The sequence below is a fragment of the Mesorhizobium sp. M00.F.Ca.ET.216.01.1.1 genome, assembly GCF_004010325.2.
Classification (GTDB): domain Bacteria; phylum Pseudomonadota; class Alphaproteobacteria; order Rhizobiales; family Rhizobiaceae; genus Mesorhizobium.
The window spans coordinates 136,576-154,284 of record NZ_SADR02000011.1; the positions used below are offsets into that span (position 1 = coordinate 136,576).

Sequence of the window (17,709 nt, forward strand, 5' to 3'; positions counted from 1 at the left end):
TCTATTTCGCCGGGGATCATGCGCAAATCAAAAGTGCTACCCGCGTTTCTCGCCCGCCCTGAAGGACACGCATTGATGGCCATTGGTCCAGACCAATGAGACGCTTGGGTTAGGCACGAAATCATCACGTCCAGACCTATTTTCGCCTGCGCTATCCTGTTGTTGGACCATGATCTTTTTCGAAGAGGCGTTCGCCCTTTGCGGTGCCATGCTCTACATCGTGCTCTACATGATGACGGACGGGTGGGCGGAAGAAACCAGCACGTGACGGCGGGACAGCATTCATGATCGACGACGAGCCGGACAGCGAACGCGTCTCTGCGCTGGCGCCGTTCCGGCACGGCATTTTCCGTGCCGTATGGTCTGCCAGCCTGGTGTCGAATTTCGGCGGCCTGATCCAGGGCGTCGGCGCCGCCTGGATGATGACCACCATCGCCACCTCGTCCTATCAGGTCGCACTTGTCCAGGCCTCGACCACCTTGCCGATCATGCTGTTTGCGCTCGTCGCCGGTGCCATCGCCGACAGCTTCAACCGGCGCAAGGTGATGCTGATCGCCCAGACCTTCATGCTGGCCGTCTCAGTGCTTCTGACCCTGTTCACCTGGCTCGGCCTGATGACGCCGTGGACGCTGCTTGCCTTCACCTTCCTGATCGACTGCGGTACGGCGCTCAACAGCCCGTCGTGGCAGGCTTCGGTCGGCGACATGGTGCCGCGCGCCAAGCTGCCGGCGGCCGTCGCACTGAATTCGCTGGGCTTCAACCTGACGCGCAGCGTCGGCCCGGCGATCGGCGGCGTCATCGTCGCCGCCGCAGGTGCTGCCGCGGCCTTTGCCGCAAACGCATTGAGCTATGTCGGGCTCATCGTCGTACTGGCCCGCTGGAAGCCTGACCTGCCGGCGTCGACGCTGCCGCGCGAGACACTGGGCGCGGCGATGGGCGCCGGCTTACGCTATGTCGCCATGTCGCCCAACATCGGCAAGGTGCTGGTCAGGGGCTCGGCTTTCGGCTTCAGCGCCGGCGCGGTCCTGGCGCTGCTGCCGCTGGTCGCGCGCGATGTCGTTAGGGGTGATGCCTTGACCTACGGCATCATGCTCGGCGCTTTCGGCATCGGCGCGGTCGGCGGCGCGCTGATCAGCGTCCGGCTGAGGCAGATGCTGTCAAGCGAGACGATGGTGCGCTCGGCATTCGCCGGCTTTGCGCTCTGCGCGTTCAATGCCGCCATCAGCCACCATGCCTGGCAGACATCGCTCGGACTGCTTGTCGGCGGCGCCTGCTGGGTGATCGCGCTGTCGCATTTCAACGTCACGGTACAGATGTCGACGCCGCGCTGGGTGGTCGGCCGAGTACTTTCGGTCTATCAGACGGCGACATTCGGCGGCATCGCGCTCGGCAGCTGGGTCTGGGGCGTCGTCGCCGACGCGCACGGCGCCGAGGTCGCGCTGGTCGCGGCGAGCATCGCGATGCTGGCGGGCGGCGCGATCGGCCTGTTGCTGCCTCTGCCGCAGCAGGCGGTGCTCAACCTCGATCCGCTCAACCGTTTCAAGGAGCCACATCTCGGGCTCGACCTCAAGCTGCGCAGCGGTCCTATCGCCATCATGATCGAGTATGTCATCCGCGACGAGGACGTTCCGGAATTCCTCGCCACGATGGCCGAACGCGGCCGCATCCGCCGCCGCGACGGCGCCCGCAACTGGACGCTGGCGCGCGATCTCGAAAATCCCGCGATATGGATCGAGCACTACCATTCGCCGACATGGCTCGAATACATCCGCCACAACAAGCGGGCCACCCATGCCGACGCCGTCATCAGCGAGCGCGTACGAGCGCTGCACAGCGGCGACGAGCCGCCGCGCGTCCGCCGCATGATCGAGCGTCCGACAACCGCCGGCACCGCGCTCGTCATGCCGAAAGGGCCGATCGAGCACTAGGCAGCCAAATGGAATTATTTGGCGTCCGCATAAATGCGGCAAAACAAATAGTTAGAGCGGTTCCGGACGGACCGGAACCGCTTTATGCGTTTCGGGCAGCTTTAACCCTCGCCCGACAGATCCCGCCGCGCCTTGTCGAGTTCCTCGGCATAGCGCCGCATCAGATGGCCTTCGGTCAAAAGCCCGACGACGACACGGTCGGTGAAATCCTCGACCACCGCCAGTTCCTCGGCGCCCGCGCGCTGGAAGGTCTCGGCCGCGGATTGGACGTTCATGCTCGGCACCAGCACCGCGTCCTTGAACCTGGCGAACGACAGCACCGGCATCTCGCCGTCGGACAGATCGCTGTGCAGTTCGGCAACGATCAGCACGCCCAGATAGTGCTGTCTTGAATCCACGGCGATGACACGCTGCGCGGAGCCGAGCGGCACTTCCTTGCGAAACGCCGCAAGCGTTTTCGAGGCGTCGATGGTGCGGACATCCTTTCGCATCATGCTGCCGACTGTCAGGTTGCGCATCCAGCCGACATCATGAGCGCTGCGGATGGTCTCGCCGCGTAGGTGGAAACGCCATGTCGAGAAGGAATAGCCGAAGGTCTCGCGCACCAGGACCGCCGCCATGATCGAGGCCGCCAGCACCACTCCGGTGAGCGTCAGGTCGCGGGTCGATTCAAGCGCCAGGAACGTCATCGTCAGCGGACCGCCGACGACGCCGACAGCCAATGAGGTCATGCCGACGACGGCGGCGACGGCGGGATCGATACCGGTTGCCGGCGAGATCAGGGCCATCGCGCCGGCGAACATCTTGCCGAGCAGGGCGCCGAGGAACAGCGATGCGAAGAACAGTCCGCCGCGAAAGCCCGAGCCCAGCGAAATCGCCGACGCCGCCAGCTTCAGCACGAAGACGCTGGCGACGACGGTGAGCCCGTAATTCATCGCGAACTCGCGATGCAGGGCACCGTGGCCGCTGGCCAGGACCTGCGGCGTGACCAACCCCAGCATTCCGACGATCACCCCGCCAATGGCGGGTCGCAGCGAAGCATCGATCGACAGCCGGGCAAAACCACGCTCGATCAGGCTCACCAGATGCATGATGGCAATGGAGGCGGCGCCTCCCAGCAGCCCGAGCAGCAGGAACGGCAGATACTGGCTGGCGGTGAGCGTCGGCAGGCCGGAGAGCTCCAGCGGAAACGGCACGACGCCGAACACCGCGGCGGTCAGCGAGGCGCAGATCGCAGCGGCCATCACCGGTGCGACGTTGGCGACCGAGTAGATGCCGATGATCAGCTCGAAGCCATAGAAGGCGCCGGTCAGCGGCGCGTCGAAGGCGGCCGCGATCGCGCCCGCGGCGCCGCAGCCGACCAGGATGCGGACATCGTTGCGGCGAAGCCTGAAGGCGCGCGCCAGCCGCGACGCCAGGCCAGAGCCGACCTGGGTGTAGCCGGCCTCCAGACCAACCGAAGCGCCGAAGCCGCTGGAGATCATCGTCTGCCCGGCGATGATGAAGGTGTCGGTGAGCGACATGCGCCCGCCGTAGAGCGCGTTGGCCTCGATCGGATCGACCGGGGTGCGGAATTTCCATCGTCTCAGCCAGATCACCGTCAGTCCGAGCAGGATGCCGCCGATCATCGGTATCAGCGCCTGCACCGGGCTAGCCAGGGAAAACATGGCCGAAAGCCGGCCGCCTGGCTGGACGCCAAACAACAGCAAATGCAGGCCCTGCACCACCTCGCTCATTCCGGTGACCAGCACGGCCGACATCAACCCGACGGCACCGGCCAGGATGACGATGACGATGCCGCGCGCCTCTAGCAGCGGGATCGATCTGAGAAGCACCGCGCGAAGTCGGCGGGCATAGACTTGCGGTTCGTTTCTGGAAAGCACCGGAGCGGCTCGCCGATATCCAAGGGAGGTGGAAGCCTGATACGCCCGGCGACACCGCATGGCAACCACGGCGCCGGCCGCCAAAGGGCACCATTTTTCGGCTCTGGATCGATCAGGGCGATAGAGACGACAGGTGCCCTTGACCGATCAGATCGGTTGGGCTTCACCGACCTCATAAAGCACGAGATTGCGGTCGGCGATGCCGAGTGCCGCCCAGCTTGAACGCCAGTGCGCAATGTGTGCCGAGCGGAAATGCTCGTCCAGCGCGGGTCTGTCGCGCCAAATCTCCTTGACGTGAATGAGCCCGGCCTCGAGCACGTCTTGCGCATAGGAATATTCGATGCAGCCGGGCTCGGCACGGCTGGCCGAGATCATGCGCTCCATCGCCGGCCTTGCCTCGACAAGTTTGTCCGGCGGCAAGCGGACCGTGCCAACGATCAACAGCATGAGATTTCCCTTCGCGCTGGAAGACCGAACTGCTTCCATTCGATTTACAATATTGGCTGAGGTTTGGAATTGAAACCAGTGCTTGGAGCCATGGCGCCGACCGCGCCGTCGCCGCTCACCGCACCCCATTCTCCCACCCTCGCGCAAGCTTGGCCGGTTAGTCTCGAAAGGCTGCCGCGCGCTCGGCAGGCTTGCGATTTGAGGACGATATGGCGATCAGCGAAAGCATTCCGGCCGGCGCAGTGGCCAAGAACGGCCGCGACGTCTTCTTCGCGCTCGGCATCATCATCATCCTGGCTGTGCTGTTCCTGCCGATCCCCGCTTTTCTCATCGACGTCGGTCTCGCCTTCTCGATCGCGCTGTCGGTGCTGATCCTGATGGTGGCGCTGTGGATCCAGCGGCCGCTCGATTTCTCATCGTTCCCGACCGTGCTGCTGATCGCCACCATGCTCAGGCTGTCGCTCAACATCGCCACAACGCGCATGATCCTGTCGCACGGCAACGAGGGCACCCACGCCGCCGGCTATGTCATATCAGGCTTTTCCAAGCTGGTGATGTCGAGCGATTTCGTCATCGGCCTCATCGTCTTCATGATCCTGATCGTGGTGAACTTCATCGTCATCACCAAGGGCGCCACCCGTATCGCCGAGGTCGGCGCGCGCTTCACGCTCGACGCCATTCCCGGCAAGCAGATGTCGATCGACGCCGATCTTTCCGCCGGCATGATCGACGACAAGACCGCACAGCTGCGCCGCCGCGAACTGGAGGAGGAATCCTCCTTCTTCGGCTCGATGGACGGCGCCTCGAAATTCGTGCGCGGCGACGCCATCGCCGGCCTCATCATCACCGCCATCAACATCGTCGGCGGCATTGCCATCGGCTACATCCGACACGGCATGGGCATGGGCGAAGCCGCCGATGTCTTCATAAAGCTGTCGGTCGGCGACGGCCTCGTCACCCAGATCCCGGCACTCATCGTCTCGCTCGCCGCCGGCCTGCTTGTCTCCAAGGGCGGCACCCGCGGCTCGACCAACCAGGCGGTGTTCGGCCAGCTCGGCGCCCATCCGCGCGCGCTTTATGTGGCGGCATCCCTGCTCATCCTTCTCGGCCTGATGCCCGGCCTGCCGCTGTTTCCGTTCTTCGCGCTCGCCGGCGGCATGGCCGGTCTCGGCTACATCATCCCGATGCGCCACAACCGCGCCGCCGCCGCGGCCGAAGCGCTCAAGGACCAAGAGAAGGCGGACAAGGTCGAGGAGGAAAAGAACTCGGTCAAGGCCTCGCTCGCCACTGCCGAGATCGAACTTCTGATCGGCAAGCAGCTTTCGACGAGGCTGCTGGTGTCGCACCAGGAACTGGTGTTCCGCATGGCCAAGATGCGCAAGAAGTTCGCCACGCAATACGGCTTCGTCGTGCCGGAAGTGCGCGTCTCCGACGATTTCGCCATTCCGCCCAAGAGCTACCAGATCAAGGTCCACGGCACCGTCGTTGCGGAATACCAGATGCGCGTCGGCGAGATCATGGTGCTGCTCGGCACCCGCGACGTGCCGGAGATACCCGGCGAGGAAATCCGCGAGCCGGCCTTCGGCATGCGCGCCTTCTCGGTGCTCGAAACCTTTGCCGAGGATCTGAAGCGCGACAACTATACATTTGCCGACAACATGTCGGTGCTGCTCACCCATCTCTCCGAGGTCATCCGCAACAACCTGCCGCAGCTTCTGTCCTACAAGGACATGAAGGCGCTGCTCGAACGCCAGGACCCGGAATACCGCAAGCTCGCCGACGAGATCTGCACTTCGCATATCTCCTATCCCGGCCTGCAGGCGGTGCTGAAGCTGCTGCTTGCCGAGCGTGTCTCGATCCGCAACCTGCACCTGATCATCGAGGCCATCGCCGAGATCGCACCGCATGTGCGCCGCACCGAGCAGATCGTCGAGCATGTCCGCATCCGCATGGCCCAGCAGATCTGCGGCGACCTTTCCGAAGGCGGCGTGCTGAAAGTGCTGCGTCTCGGCAACCGCTGGGACCTCGCCTTCCACCAGAGCCTGAAGCGCGACGCCAAGGGCGAGGTGCGCGAATTCGACATCGACCCGCGCCAGCTCGAGGAGTTCGGCCAGGATGCGACCAAGGCGATCCGCAAACATCTCGAAGCCGGCGAGCGTTTTGTCCTCGTCACCGCGCCGGATGCGCGCCCCTATGTGCGCATGATCATCGAGCGCCTGTTCACCACGCTGCCCGTGCTCAGCCACGTCGAAATCGCCAAGGGCGTCGAGATCAAGGTGCTCGGAACCATATCGTGACCGCGCTCTCGCAAGGCGTCGTACTCGCGGCCTTCCTCGCCTTCTGCCGTATCGGCAGCTGCTTCATGCTGATGCCCGGCCTGTCCAGCACCCGGGTGCCGATCCAGGTGCGGCTGTTCGTGGCGATCGCCGCCACCGGCGGCCTGCTCACATTCCTCTGGGACCGTATCTATCCCTTCGTCGATCCGCGCCCGCAGATACTGGCGCCCATGATCGTCTCGGAACTTCTGGTCGGCGGGCTGATCGGTGCCATGACCAGGCTCTACATGGAAGCGCTGCGCTTCATGGGCTCGGCCATCGCCACAATGATCGGCTACGGCGGCACCGGCGGACCAGCCATCGAAGAGCCGGAACCGCAGGCAGCCCTTGCCGCCATCATCTCGTTCTCGGCCCTGCTGTTGCTCTTCGTCTTTGATTTCGACCACGAGATCGTGCGGGCGCTCGTCGCCTCCTACACAGTCGCGCCGGTCAACATCTTCTTCAACCCGCAGGCGGCACTCGTCGATGTCACCGACACGGTCTCGGATGCCTTCTTCCTGGTCATCCGCCTTGGCAGCCCGTTTGTCGCCTATGCCATCCTCGTCAATCTGACGATCGGCTTCGTCAACAAGCTGACCCCGCAGATCCCGGTCTATTTCATCTCGCTGCCCTTCGTCATCGCCGGTGGACTGATCATCTTCTACTTCGCCATCGCCACCTTGCTGTCGCTGTTCGTCGACGGCTTCGTCGATCTCACGCTGGCGCGGTAACATGACCACGCGCAAGGATCGCCTGAAGAAACTGGTCAAGGTGCAGGAACAGCTGAAGGCGCTGCACGAGACCCGCCATGCGACGTTTCTGTCGGCGGCCGCTGCCGCCGAAGCCGAAGCCAGGGAACTGGTCGAGCATTTCGACGCGTCGGACTCACTGGCCGGCCTGTTTCCCGATCTTTACCATCGTCGCATCGCCAATGCCGTCGCCCGCCGGGAGGCGAACCTGGAAAGCGCCAGGCAGGAGGCTGCCTTGATCGCCACCGCCACCGCGCGCATCAACATGGTCGAGCGCGCCTACAAGGATGTGCGCCGCCGCGACGACCGCGAACGCTCCGACCGCGAGCGGCTGGAGCTGATTGCGCAGAAGCGGGGGCATGAGTGAGCTTATCGAGACCGGTCCGACGTTGCCGGCAGCGGGTTTTGGCAGCCGCATTTTGACGCTCCCATAACTTCAGACCGAAGAGCCCCATCGGCGCCGGAGTTTTTCGATTTCCGCATCGGCTGAAGTTTCTCCAATATCCTTCAACAGACGATCACTCAGCGTATTCCAGGGAGTGTTTCGTTCTTCGTTAAAGGCGCGAGAGCCTCGTCAACCCGAAACAGACGCGCTTGCCAAAGTCATCACGGATACATTCGAAGCGAGGGCCGCTACCCAGGGGAATCCCTCGGGCAGTACGAATCCCTTTAGGAAATGCGATCTTACCAAGGTCTGCCCTGCCCGTCGGTCGTTGCCGCCATCCACCGCAAGCCTGCCACAAGCTTGTTGCGGCATTGTCCGGCCAAGCAAAACCGGCAAACAGGCGGACTTTCTTGGCCATCTCTCCACCTAGTGACATCGTTATGGATGTTGCCCGCGCCGTCGAGCCGTCAGGCATCGAGGCCGCCCGCGCAGCCCTGGCGAAACGGGCCGGCGGCGCAGCCGGCACCTTTTCGGTCGACACGGCCGCTTCGGTCAACACCCGCGCAACACTCTCGCGCGCGACGGCAGACAAGGCCGAGGCGACCGACCCGACGAAAAAATTCCAGCGCTTCGAGGCGATGGTGCTGCAGACCTTCATCCAGAACATGCTGCCCAAGGACACCGAAGGCGTCTACGGCAAGGGCCTGGCCGGCGACATGTGGAAATCGCAGCTTGCCGAGCGGCTGGCCGATGTCATGGCCGAGCGCGGCGGCATCGGCATCGCCAGGTCGCTGCTGGCCGACCACTATCTCGACGGCAAGCGCACGGTGCCTGTCGGGCCGGTTTCGGGCGGACCGGAAAAGACCGAGATCGACCAGCAGACCCGCCTGTCCACCTCACTGGTCGAGGAATTGCAGCGCAAGGCCGCACGGTCGATGACCGGCGACGAGATCGAAACCGAGACGAAGATTTAGGATCCTCATGGCCGACCATTCGGAATTCTCCTCTAACCTGCCGGCGCGCACGACAACGCCGGAAGCGCCGATCCCGCTCGCGCGGCCTGGAAACCTCGCCGCCATCATCGGCCGCATCGAGGAAGCGGTCGAGGAAGAGACTGCGGCGATCCGCACCGACACCGGTTTCGACCTCAAGGCCTCGAACGCCCGCAAGAGCCGCTACCTCTATGAGCTGACCCGCGCCATGAAGGGCGCCAACGAAGCCGAATTCCTGGAGCAGCATCGCGAGGGGCTGACACGGCTGCGCCAGAAGCTGGCCAAGAACGAGGCGGCGATCCTCGCCCATCTTAGCGCCGTCAACGAGGTCGCTAATCTGCTGAAGAACGCCATCCAGCGCGCTGAAGCCGACGGCACCTATTCGGCCAGCGAATTCGGATGGGCCAGGGCATGATCCCAAGCGGCAAGATCGCCCAGGGGAAGACCTGGTGATCAAATTCATCGCTGCCGCGATCTGGATCTGCGCCGCCACGCTCGGCGCGGTGTTCTATTCGTTCCAGGCAGCCGGCGAACGCGGCGTCGGCGAGACGCCTAAGCCTATGCTGGGCGGTCTTGATTACGTCAAGACCGAGGTCATCTCGGTGCCGCTGATCCACGATGCCAGGATCGACGGCTATTTCCTGACCAAGCTCGTCTACACTGTCGAGCCGGAGCAGATAAAGAAGCTGTCGATCCCGGCCGAAGCGCTGATCACCGATCAGGTCTATTCCTATCTCTATTCCAACCCGCAGATCGATTTCACCAAGAAGGAAACGATCGACCTCGACGCTTTCCGCGCCGCCATCCGCGACACCATCAACACCCGTGTCGGCGCCGACCTGGTGCATGAGGTGCTGATCGACCAGGTCAATTTCCTGACCAAGGACGAAATCCGCGACAATGCCATGCGCCACCGTGACGGCGCCGGCGCGACGGCGACGGAAATGACCAAGACATCCAAGCAACATTGACCACCCATAGGGGGTAGACCGGCTACAAATAGTCTGCCTGCCCTGCCATGGGCCTCGATCGATTTGTCCATCAGCTGAAACGAGATGACGCATGGCAACCGCGTTGACGTAAACGTCAACCCGAAGCTATATCCGGCCAGCGACCGTGATCGCGACACGCGCAAGGCAGCGACGCCGGCCAAGGCGAGGCACCGACGCGCATCAACGCAACAGGACGAGGAGAACAGCAATGAGCGTTCAGGAGATTGCCGACAGGATGAGGTCGCGAGTGGCAAGCGCCGGGTTCGAGCATTCGGTGAAGTTCGACACCGGCAGCGACGGCGTCATCGTCATCGACGGCGCAACCGTCTCGACCACCGATGCAGCGACCGACTGCACCGTGAAACTTTCGCTCGACGATCTGGACTCGCTGATTGCCGGCGATCTCAACCCGACCATGGCCTTCATGTCCGGCAAGATAAAGGTCGAAGGCGACATGACGGTCGCCATGGCGCTCAGCCAGTTGCTCGGCTGATCCACTCACGGATGGAAACAAAACGCCGCCCAATGGGCGGCGTTTTGGCTTCGGTCCATCAGGCGACGAGCGGTAGCGTCTGCGCCTTCAGCTTGCGCCCCGCAGCCTTCAGCGTGCCCTGCACGCCGTCGAGCGCGCCTTCCGTCAGTTCCAGCGCTAGCAGGCGGTGCCGTTCATACGGCCCCGGCATGGCGAGCGAACCGGTCTTCGCCGAAGAAAAGCCGAAACGCTCGTAATAGGGCGCGTCGCCGACGAGCAGGATCGCGGCATGGCCAAGGCGCGCGGCCTCTGCAACCGCGTGGCGCATCAGCGCCGAGCCGATACCGGCATTCTTGATGGCCGGGTCGACGGCAAGCGGGCCAAGCAAAAGGGTCGCCGGACCGCCCTCGCCCAGCACCACATCCCACAGCCGTACGGTGCCCGTGACGACGCCCGACGCGTCGCGCGCAACAAAGGCGAGGCCTTCCGAAGGCCGGCGGCCGCGACGCAACTTTTCCGATGACTTCTTCCGGCGCTTTGGCCCCATGGCACGATCGAGCAAGGCCTCGCGCGTCGCCACATCGGCGGCGGTTTCGGCGGTGATGACGACGGCGCCAGCAATCTCCCCCCTTGAGGGGGAGATGTCGCCGGAGGCGACAGAGGGGGTCGCCGCGCGTGAAGCGCCGGCCCCACACAGTCCAAGAGAAGTTGCGGCAGCCGAACCGACCCCCTCTGGCCGCTTCGCGGCCATCTCCCCCTCAAGGGGGGAGATCGGCCAATCGCGCTGCGCAGCGCCTTCAATGAAATTTACAACGTCCATTTCCGCGATCCTTCACGAGCGGATTGTTCCACAGGCGAACCGAAGCGGGCGATCTCATCGCCCGCACCGGGTGATCTGACCGGCTCTTGGCGAGCCGTCAGATCACGTAAGATCGGAGAGGCTCGAAGCCGTTGAAGGCGACCGAGGCGTAGGTCGTCGTATAGGCGCCGGTGCCCTCGATCAGCACCTCGTCGCCGATGGTCAGCGACAGAGGCAGCGGATACGGCGTCTTCTCGTACATCACGTCGGCCGAATCGCAGGTCGGCCCGGCGAGCACGCAGGGTGCGGTCTCGCTGCCGTCATGCCGGGTGACGATCGGGTAGCGGATCGCCTCGTCCATCGTCTCGGCGAGACCGCCGAACTTGCCGATGTCGAGGAAAACCCAGCGCACATTGTCGTTGTCGGCTTTCTTCGAGATCAGCACGACCTCGGACTTGATGACGCCGGCATTGCCGACCATGCCGCGGCCCGGCTCGATGATGGTCTCGGGCAGCGCGTTGCCGAAATGCTTGCGCAGCGCCGAGAAGATCGCCTGGCCATAGGCCTGCGCCACCGGCACGTCCCTGAGGTAACGGGTCGGGAAGCCGCCGCCCATATTGACCATCTTCAGGACGATGCCTTCCTCGGCCAGCGTGGCGAACACCTGCTTGGCATCGCCGAGCGCACGGTCCCAGGCCGTCAGGTCGGTCTGCTGCGAGCCGACATGGAACGACACGCCATAGGCGTCGAGGCCCAGCGCCCTGGCATGGCGCAGCACGTCGACCGCCATCGCCGGCACGCAGCCGAACTTGCGCGACAGCGGCCATTCGGCGCCTTCGCCGTCAGTCAGAACGCGGCAGAACACGCGGGCGCCTGGCGCTGCGCGGGCGATCTTCTCGACCTCCTCGACGCAGTCCACGGCAAATAGCCGGATGCCAAGCTGGTAGGCGCGCTGAATGTCGCGCTCCTTCTTGATGGTGTTGCCGAAGGAGATGCGGTCCGCCGGCGCACCGGCGTCCATCGCCATCTCGACTTCGGCAACGGAAGCGGTGTCGAAGGACGAGCCCATCGCAGCAAGCAGGCGCAGGATTTCCGGCGCCGGGTTTGCTTTCACCGCATAGTAAATTTTCGAATCGGGGAGCGCCTTCTCGAAGGCGCGGAAATTGTCGCGCACGACATCGAGGTCGACGACCAGGCAGGGGCCGTTCGGGCGTCGGGTGGCGAGGAAGTCAAGGATGCGCTGGGTAGCCATCGGGGTCTCTCCAATCACGCCTTTCGGCGTGCACAAAGGCTGCGAGACGCAGGCCGTCGGCCTCGCGAACACGCGGTGGACAAAGGCGGGACGAAAATCCATGGAACCAGCCGGTGGAGACCCCGGACCCATGAAGCGCCGTCTCGCGGCGATGAACCTTGGCCTTGCCCGGCTTCGGTTCGCTTTGTCTGCCTTGGCTTGGATGGGAGACCATCCGCACTGCCGGCAATGAAGGTGTGCCTCTTCAGTAACCCCGGTCTTTGGACAACCGGCAGAACACCAGAAAGGCCCGCACCGTCGTTGCTTCAAGGTGTCCTCGGTCTGGCGGTTGGCCGCTAAACCGACTGGAGGGGTTGGCTCCAGTTACCTTACCGATTGCCCTCACCATTCGAGGATCGGCGGACACCCACAGGCACGTGCGACTTTGGGCAAGCGCGATATAAGAGCGAAGGGTTTCACAATCAATAAAAATCGTATCGCAGGTTGTAAAATTTTTGGCACCGAACAATGCTGCTGCAGCTGTATCCGGATATCGAACGAATGACAGGCACTCGCGGCCCGCTGAACGCTTTTCTCGACGTTGACCAGATCGCCGTTGCCAACGTGCAATCCGGCCCGCTTGCCGGCTTGCGGCTGGCCGTCAAGGACATCTATGACATGGCCGGCTACCGCACCGGCTGCGGCAATCCGCAAAGATATCGGGAGACTTCGCCTGCCTCGGCAACCGCGCGGGCCATCCAGGCGCTGCTTGATTCGGGCGCGCGCTTCGTCGGCAAGACGCAGACCGACGAGCTGGCCTTTTCCCTGATGGGTCTGAACGCGCATTTCCCGTCGCCGGTCAATCCGGCAGCACCGGGCCGCGTCACCGGCGGCTCGTCCTCCGGCTCCGCTGCCGCGGTCGCCGGCGGATTTGCCGACATCGCCATCGGTTCCGACACCGGCGGCTCGATCCGCGCCCCGGCAAGTTTCTGCGGCCTGATCGGCCTCAGGACCACGCATGGCCGCATCTCGCTCGACGGCACCATGCCGCTGGCTCCTTCCCTGGACACGTTCGGATGGTTTGCCAGGGATATGGTCATCTATGACAAGGTCGGCGCCGTGCTTCTCGGCGACGATTTGCACCGCCACGAATTGCAGCGTCCGCTTGCGCTCGACGTGCTGGACGCGCTCGTGCTCGGCCCGAAGGAGGCCGATGAATATCGCGGCATGGTCCAGAATGTCGCTTCGGTGATCGGCGCACCGCAGGCAGCAAGCCCGCTGTCGCATTCCATCGACGATCTCTACTGGTGCTTCCGCAAACTGCAGGGCTATGAAGCCTGGCAAAGCCATGGCGCCTGGATCTCCGAGGGTGACCGGATGCTGGGACCCGGCGTCAAGGAGCGCTTCGAGCACGGCGCGACCATCGATGCGGCGACAGCACGATGCGAAGCCGAACGGCGCGACGCCTTCCGCCACGAACTCGCCGACCGTCTTGACGACGACGGCGTCATCGTGCTGCCGACCGTGCCGGGCGCCGCACCGCTGAAGGCCGCTTCGTTCGACGATCTGCAGATCTGGCGCGAACGAGCGCTGAGACTGCTATGCCTTTCCGGCCTGTCCGGCTTTCCGCAGATCACGTTGCCGCTGGGCCAGGTCGACGGCGCGCCCTTTGGCCTCTCGCTGCTGGGACCGAAAAACAGCGACCGGCAGCTGGTTGCGCTTGCTGCACGCATCTTGGCCAACCGTCAAAGGAGCGCATGACATGGACACGCTGACCCGCATGCGCGCCTTCATCGACGTGGTCGAGGCCGAGGGCTTTTCAGCCGCCGCGCGCAAGATCGGCCGCTCCAAGGCGCTGCTGTCGAAATATGTGCGCGAGCTGGAAGACGAGCTCGGCGCGCTGCTGCTCAACCGTACCACACGGCAGTTCTCGATGACGGAGGCGGGCCACACCTATTATCGCCGCGCCTCGGAAATCGTGCGCGAGGTCGACAGCCTCGCCGATGCGGTGCGCGAATCCTCCGGCGACGTGCGCGGCAGGATCAAGCTTTCGGCGCCGCGCACCTTCGCCGACGCACCGATCGGCCAGTCGCTGATCGACTTCGCCAAGCAGCATCCCGACATCGTGCTCGACATCCATCTCGACGATCGCTTCGTCGATCTGGTCGAGGAAGGTTTCGATCTCGCTGTACGTATCTCGCGGCTGGAGAACTCCTCGCTGATCGCCAGGCGCCTGGCGCCGTTTTCGGTGCGGCTATGCGCGTCTCCCGAGCTGATCGCCAAGCACGGCATGCCAGTGCGGCCGCAGGACCTCGGCCGCGTGCCGTGCATCATCGACACCAACGGCCGCTGGATGACCAACTGGCCGTTCAAAGGCGACAGCGGCGATACGGTGAGCGTTTCGGTGTCCGGTCCGATCGAGGTCAACAGCCCGATGGCAGCGCGGGCGGCCGCCGTGGCGGGTCTGGGATTTTCCATCCTGCCGGATTTCATCGCCGCACCCGACATCGAAAACGGCCGGCTGGTGACTGCGCTCGATGACCGCATCCTGTCGGGCGGCGGCATCTTCGCCGTCTACCCGCACCGGCGCTATCTGCCGGCGAAGGTTCGCGTCTTCGTCGACTTCCTGGTGCAGTGGTTCAAGACGCTTGAATCCGCGTAATGCGTTTCAGCCCTGCTGCGGTCCCATTTTCGCCCCCTTTCTGGTAACTCTCGACATTCACCGAAGTCGATGGATTCGCGACCGAGAATGCACCCAAAACGGCTAGCAACGATGATGGCTTCTGCCATGGCGACAACATTTGCGGCAGTCGAACCCGCGGAGGTGCATCCCCATGTCTTCGCCGAAGCCCGCCTTGACGTGATCCTCAGCCCGGATCACCAAACCGTGAAGACGCTGCGCCATCTCTGGCGCTTCGACGACCTGTTCTCCAGTACGGTGATGATGGAGTTCGATAAGAATTCCGACCTCAAGCTCGACGACAAGGAGCTGAAGGAAGTCGCCGACACGGTCCATGCCTCGCTGGCGGAGTTCAACTATTTCCAGCTCGTCACCGTCGACGGCAAGGACGTGCCGATGACGCCGCCCCCGCATCTGATGGCCAACTTCGACAACGACCAGCTCATCATCCTGTTCGAGTCCGAGCCAAAGCAGCCGATCAAGCTGGCCGGCAAGATCGATATCGGCGTCTACGATCCGACCTTCTACACAGCGATCGATTTCACCGAGGATGCCAATCTGCAGGTCGAGGGCCTGCCGTCGACATGCACGAGCAAGGTCATTCGTCCGGATCCGGACCAGGCGATCGCCGAGAACCAGAAGACCCTGACGCAAGCCTTCTTCAACGATCCGACAGGCACCGACATGAGCAAAATCTTCGCCACCAAGCTTGAACTGACCTGTCAACCAGAAGGATAGATCCGGTGACGAAACCGTCCCTGCGTTTGGCATTAGGCCTTGTCGTCCTCACCCTTATAACGTCGCATTTCCTCGGCTCCGCTCACGCCCAGAGCTCGCTCGGCATCGGCACCAACGACGGAATGGCCCCCACCGCCAACGGCCCGTTCGCCCACATTCTGATGTGGATCAATCTGCGCCAGCAGGAATTCTACCACGCGCTTGCCGGCACCATGAAGGCGATGCGCCAGGACGGCAGCAAGTTGTGGCTGCTCATCGGCCTGTCCTTCGCCTACGGCATTTTCCACGCCGCCGGCCCCGGTCACGGCAAGGCGGTGATCTCGTCCTACATGGTGGCCAACGAAGTGGCGCTGCGGCGCGGCATCATGCTGTCCTTCGTTTCGGCGCTGCTGCAGGCGCTGACGGCGATCGTGGTCATGGTGTTCGCCTATTTCGTCCTGCGCGGCACCGCTGTTTCGATGACCGATGCGGCATGGTTCCTCGAAATCATGAGCTATGTCTTCGTCACGCTGTTCGGCGCCTGGCTTTTGTGGCGCAAGGCCGGCTCCGCCATCCTTCGCCTGTTCGGCGCGAGCCCTGCCTTCAGCCTCTCGGCCGCCCATGCCGGTCATTCGCATGCCGGCCACTCGCATTCGGCGCATTCCCATGCGCTTTACGCGCACGACGATCACAACCATGCGGCACATGACCATTCCCACGCACATGACCACCATGACCATGGCGCGCACGATCATCACCACCACGACCATGCCGCGGGCGAGGTCTGCGAAACTTGCGGGCATTCGCATGCGCCCGACCCGAAGCTGCTTTCCGGCGACCGTTTCGACTGGCGCACGGCCTGGTCGGCGGTGGCTGCAGTCGGCATTCGCCCCTGCTCGGGCGCGCTGATCGTTCTCAGCTTTGCCTTGCTCAACGGGCTGTGGACCGGCGGCATCCTGTCGGTGCTGACCATGGCGCTCGGCACCGCGATCACGGTCTCGGCCCTGGCGACGCTTGCGGTGACCGCCAAGAACTGGGCAGTGTATTTCGCCGGCGATGGCCGCATGGGCAACCGCATCCACTCGATCGTCGAGATCGGCGGCGCGGCCTTCGTCTTCCTGTTCGGACTGCTGTTGCTGTCGGCGAGTCTGACAGTTTAGGCCAGCTCGTCCTCGATATGGGCGCGGATGATTTCGTCGAAACTCGTTTCGGCTGAAAAGCCAAGCTCCCTTGAGCGCCGCGCCTCGAACCTGGTCGGCCAGTCTTTGACGATCGCCCAGATCGTTTCGTCGGGCTGCTCGCGGATCAGCTTCACCGGCTCAGGACCGGCGACACGCTCCAGCGCCTCGATCTGCTCGCCGACGGTGACGGCAACGCCGGGCATCGTCAGATTGCGGCGTGGCCCGACGGCAGCGCCGTCGATCTCAGCCGCATGGATCAGGAAATTCACCGCCGAGCGCGGGCTGGCATGGGTGTGCACCACCGAACGCGGCACCGGCAGGATAGCTTCCTCACCCTTCAACGGTTCGCGGATGATGCCGGAGAAGAAGCCCGAGGCTGCCTTGTTCGGCTTTCCGGGCCTGACGCAGATGGTCGGCAGCCTGATGCCGATGCCGTCGAAGAAGCCGCGCCGCGTATAGTCGGCAAGCAATGCTTCGCCCATCAGCTTCTGCGTGCCGTAGGAGGTCAGCGGCGTCGGATGGAATTCGTCAGGGATGACATCCGGGAACGGCGCGCCGAACACGGCGATCGACGAGGTGAAGACGACGCGCGGCGCAAAAGCGGCCAGCCGGATGGCATCGAACAGCGCGCGGGTGCCGTCGAGATTGACGCGGTAGCCGAGATCGAAATTGGCCTCCGCTTCGCCGGACACGACGCCGGCAAGGTGGAAGACCACATCGGGACGTGAAGCGACCAGGCCTGCCGTTGCGCTCGGCGCGGCGAGATCGCCGGTGTGGACAGTGACGCTGACGCCTTCCATGACCGGCGCCTGCGACGGCACGATATCGTGAAGGTCGAGCGCGGTGATCTTCCGGCCGCTGAGCGTTCCGTCCATCGCCAGCCGGGCGATGAGCTTGCGGCCGACCATGCCGGCCGCGCCAGTGATCAGAATACGCAT

Annotated in this window: 17 protein-coding genes; 12 read left to right on the top strand and 5 right to left on the bottom strand. The window is 63.9% G+C overall.

Features of this window, described 5'->3' with window-relative positions:
- The first annotated feature begins 284 nt into the window (after window positions 1-284).
- The gene (locus EN859_RS16315) at window positions 285-1,928 is read left to right on the top strand and encodes an MFS transporter (RefSeq protein ID WP_127853918.1); all 1,644 of its coding nucleotides are present in this window, start codon (window positions 285-287) and stop codon (window positions 1,926-1,928) included.
- A gap of 101 nt (window positions 1,929-2,029) precedes the next feature.
- On the opposite strand, the gene EN859_RS16320 is transcribed toward EN859_RS16315, so the two are convergent.
- Window positions 2,030-3,811 carry a chloride channel protein gene (locus EN859_RS16320; protein WP_127853919.1) on the bottom strand — a complete coding sequence of 594 codons (1,782 nt, stop codon included), beginning with the start codon at window positions 3,809-3,811 and terminating at the stop codon, window positions 2,030-2,032.
- A 147-nt stretch (window positions 3,812-3,958) separates the two neighbouring features.
- Window positions 3,959-4,258, bottom strand: coding sequence for a putative quinol monooxygenase (locus EN859_RS16325; protein WP_127853920.1), 300 nt, complete (start codon window positions 4,256-4,258; stop codon window positions 3,959-3,961).
- Between the two features lie 209 nt (window positions 4,259-4,467).
- Between EN859_RS16325 and flhA the strand changes: the two genes are divergently transcribed.
- From flhA to EN859_RS16360, 7 genes are all read left to right on the top strand, one after another.
- Window positions 4,468-6,555, top strand: a complete 2,088-nt coding sequence (flhA, locus tag EN859_RS16330) for a flagellar biosynthesis protein FlhA (protein ID WP_127853921.1) — start codon at window positions 4,468-4,470, stop codon at window positions 6,553-6,555.
- Window positions 6,552-7,304 (top strand): flagellar biosynthetic protein FliR, encoded by a 753-nt coding sequence (fliR, locus tag EN859_RS16335; protein ID WP_127853922.1) that lies wholly within the window; start codon window positions 6,552-6,554, stop codon window positions 7,302-7,304. Before flhA ends, fliR begins: the two co-directional genes overlap by 4 nt.
- A gap of 1 nt (window position 7,305) precedes the next feature.
- Window positions 7,306-7,689, top strand: a complete 384-nt coding sequence (locus EN859_RS16340) for a hypothetical protein (protein WP_127853923.1) — start codon at window positions 7,306-7,308, stop codon at window positions 7,687-7,689.
- A 458-nt stretch (window positions 7,690-8,147) separates the two neighbouring features.
- A complete protein-coding gene (locus EN859_RS16345; protein WP_127853991.1) occupies window positions 8,148-8,681 on the top strand; it encodes a rod-binding protein in 534 nt (177 codons plus the stop codon).
- Between the two features lie 7 nt (window positions 8,682-8,688).
- Window positions 8,689-9,114, top strand: coding sequence for a hypothetical protein (locus tag EN859_RS16350; protein WP_127853924.1), 426 nt, complete (start codon window positions 8,689-8,691; stop codon window positions 9,112-9,114).
- A gap of 34 nt (window positions 9,115-9,148) precedes the next feature.
- Window positions 9,149-9,670, top strand: a complete 522-nt coding sequence (locus EN859_RS16355; RefSeq protein ID WP_127853925.1) for a hypothetical protein — start codon at window positions 9,149-9,151, stop codon at window positions 9,668-9,670.
- Window positions 9,671-9,899: 229 nt separating this feature from the next.
- Window positions 9,900-10,184 (top strand): SCP2 sterol-binding domain-containing protein, encoded by a 285-nt coding sequence (locus tag EN859_RS16360; RefSeq protein ID WP_127853926.1) that lies wholly within the window; start codon window positions 9,900-9,902, stop codon window positions 10,182-10,184.
- A gap of 58 nt (window positions 10,185-10,242) precedes the next feature.
- Here EN859_RS16360 and EN859_RS16365 read toward each other — a convergent pair whose 3' ends face one another.
- Entirely contained in the window at window positions 10,243-10,806 is a 564-nt protein-coding gene (locus EN859_RS16365) for an N-acetyltransferase (protein ID WP_245525592.1), read from the bottom strand.
- A 274-nt stretch (window positions 10,807-11,080) separates the two neighbouring features.
- Window positions 11,081-12,214, bottom strand: a complete 1,134-nt coding sequence (odc2, locus tag EN859_RS16370; RefSeq protein WP_127853927.1) for an ornithine/lysine decarboxylase — start codon at window positions 12,212-12,214, stop codon at window positions 11,081-11,083.
- A gap of 540 nt (window positions 12,215-12,754) precedes the next feature.
- Here odc2 and EN859_RS16375 point away from each other — a divergent pair.
- The 4 genes from EN859_RS16375 to EN859_RS16390 all read left to right on the top strand — a co-directional run bounded on the left by EN859_RS16375 (window position 12,755) and on the right by EN859_RS16390 (window position 16,750).
- Window positions 12,755-13,954 (top strand): amidase, encoded by a 1,200-nt coding sequence (locus EN859_RS16375; protein ID WP_127853928.1) that lies wholly within the window; start codon window positions 12,755-12,757, stop codon window positions 13,952-13,954.
- A 1-nt stretch (window position 13,955) separates the two neighbouring features.
- A complete protein-coding gene (locus EN859_RS16380) occupies window positions 13,956-14,855 on the top strand; it encodes a LysR family transcriptional regulator (RefSeq protein WP_127853929.1) in 900 nt (299 codons plus the stop codon).
- An 87-nt stretch (window positions 14,856-14,942) separates the two neighbouring features.
- A complete protein-coding gene (locus tag EN859_RS16385) occupies window positions 14,943-15,611 on the top strand; it encodes a DUF1007 family protein (RefSeq protein WP_127853930.1) in 669 nt (222 codons plus the stop codon).
- Window positions 15,608-16,750, top strand: a complete 1,143-nt coding sequence (locus EN859_RS16390) for a nickel/cobalt transporter (RefSeq protein WP_127853931.1) — start codon at window positions 15,608-15,610, stop codon at window positions 16,748-16,750. The genes EN859_RS16385 and EN859_RS16390 overlap by 4 nt, the downstream gene beginning before the upstream one ends.
- Here EN859_RS16390 and denD read toward each other — a convergent pair.
- Window positions 16,747-17,709, bottom strand: a complete 963-nt coding sequence (gene denD / locus EN859_RS16395) for a D-erythronate dehydrogenase (RefSeq protein WP_127853932.1) — start codon at window positions 17,707-17,709, stop codon at window positions 16,747-16,749. The two genes, EN859_RS16390 and denD, sit on opposite strands and share 4 nt — an antisense overlap.

What these genes read in the sequence shown, in the direction of transcription:
- odc2 (WP_127853927.1), bottom strand. Translation starts at nt 12,214, where the DNA reads ATGGCTACCCAGCGCATCCTTGACTTCCTCGCCACCCGACGCCCGAAC.
- EN859_RS16360 (WP_127853926.1), top strand. Translation starts at nt 9,900, where the DNA reads ATGAGCGTTCAGGAGATTGCCGACAGGATGAGGTCGCGAGTGGCAAGC.
- EN859_RS16380 (WP_127853929.1), top strand. Translation starts at nt 13,956, where the DNA reads ATGGACACGCTGACCCGCATGCGCGCCTTCATCGACGTGGTCGAGGCC.
- EN859_RS16345 (WP_127853991.1), top strand. Translation starts at nt 8,148, where the DNA reads ATGGATGTTGCCCGCGCCGTCGAGCCGTCAGGCATCGAGGCCGCCCGC.
- EN859_RS16325 (WP_127853920.1), bottom strand. Translation starts at nt 4,258, where the DNA reads ATGCTGTTGATCGTTGGCACGGTCCGCTTGCCGCCGGACAAACTTGTC.
- flhA (WP_127853921.1), top strand. Translation starts at nt 4,468, where the DNA reads ATGGCGATCAGCGAAAGCATTCCGGCCGGCGCAGTGGCCAAGAACGGC.
- EN859_RS16350 (WP_127853924.1), top strand. Translation starts at nt 8,689, where the DNA reads ATGGCCGACCATTCGGAATTCTCCTCTAACCTGCCGGCGCGCACGACA.
- EN859_RS16375 (WP_127853928.1), top strand. Translation starts at nt 12,755, where the DNA reads ATGACAGGCACTCGCGGCCCGCTGAACGCTTTTCTCGACGTTGACCAG.
- EN859_RS16340 (WP_127853923.1), top strand. Translation starts at nt 7,306, where the DNA reads ATGACCACGCGCAAGGATCGCCTGAAGAAACTGGTCAAGGTGCAGGAA.
- EN859_RS16315 (WP_127853918.1), top strand. Translation starts at nt 285, where the DNA reads ATGATCGACGACGAGCCGGACAGCGAACGCGTCTCTGCGCTGGCGCCG.
- denD (WP_127853932.1), bottom strand. Translation starts at nt 17,709, where the DNA reads ATGCGTATTCTGATCACTGGCGCGGCCGGCATGGTCGGCCGCAAGCTC.
- EN859_RS16385 (WP_127853930.1), top strand. Translation starts at nt 14,943, where the DNA reads ATGCACCCAAAACGGCTAGCAACGATGATGGCTTCTGCCATGGCGACA.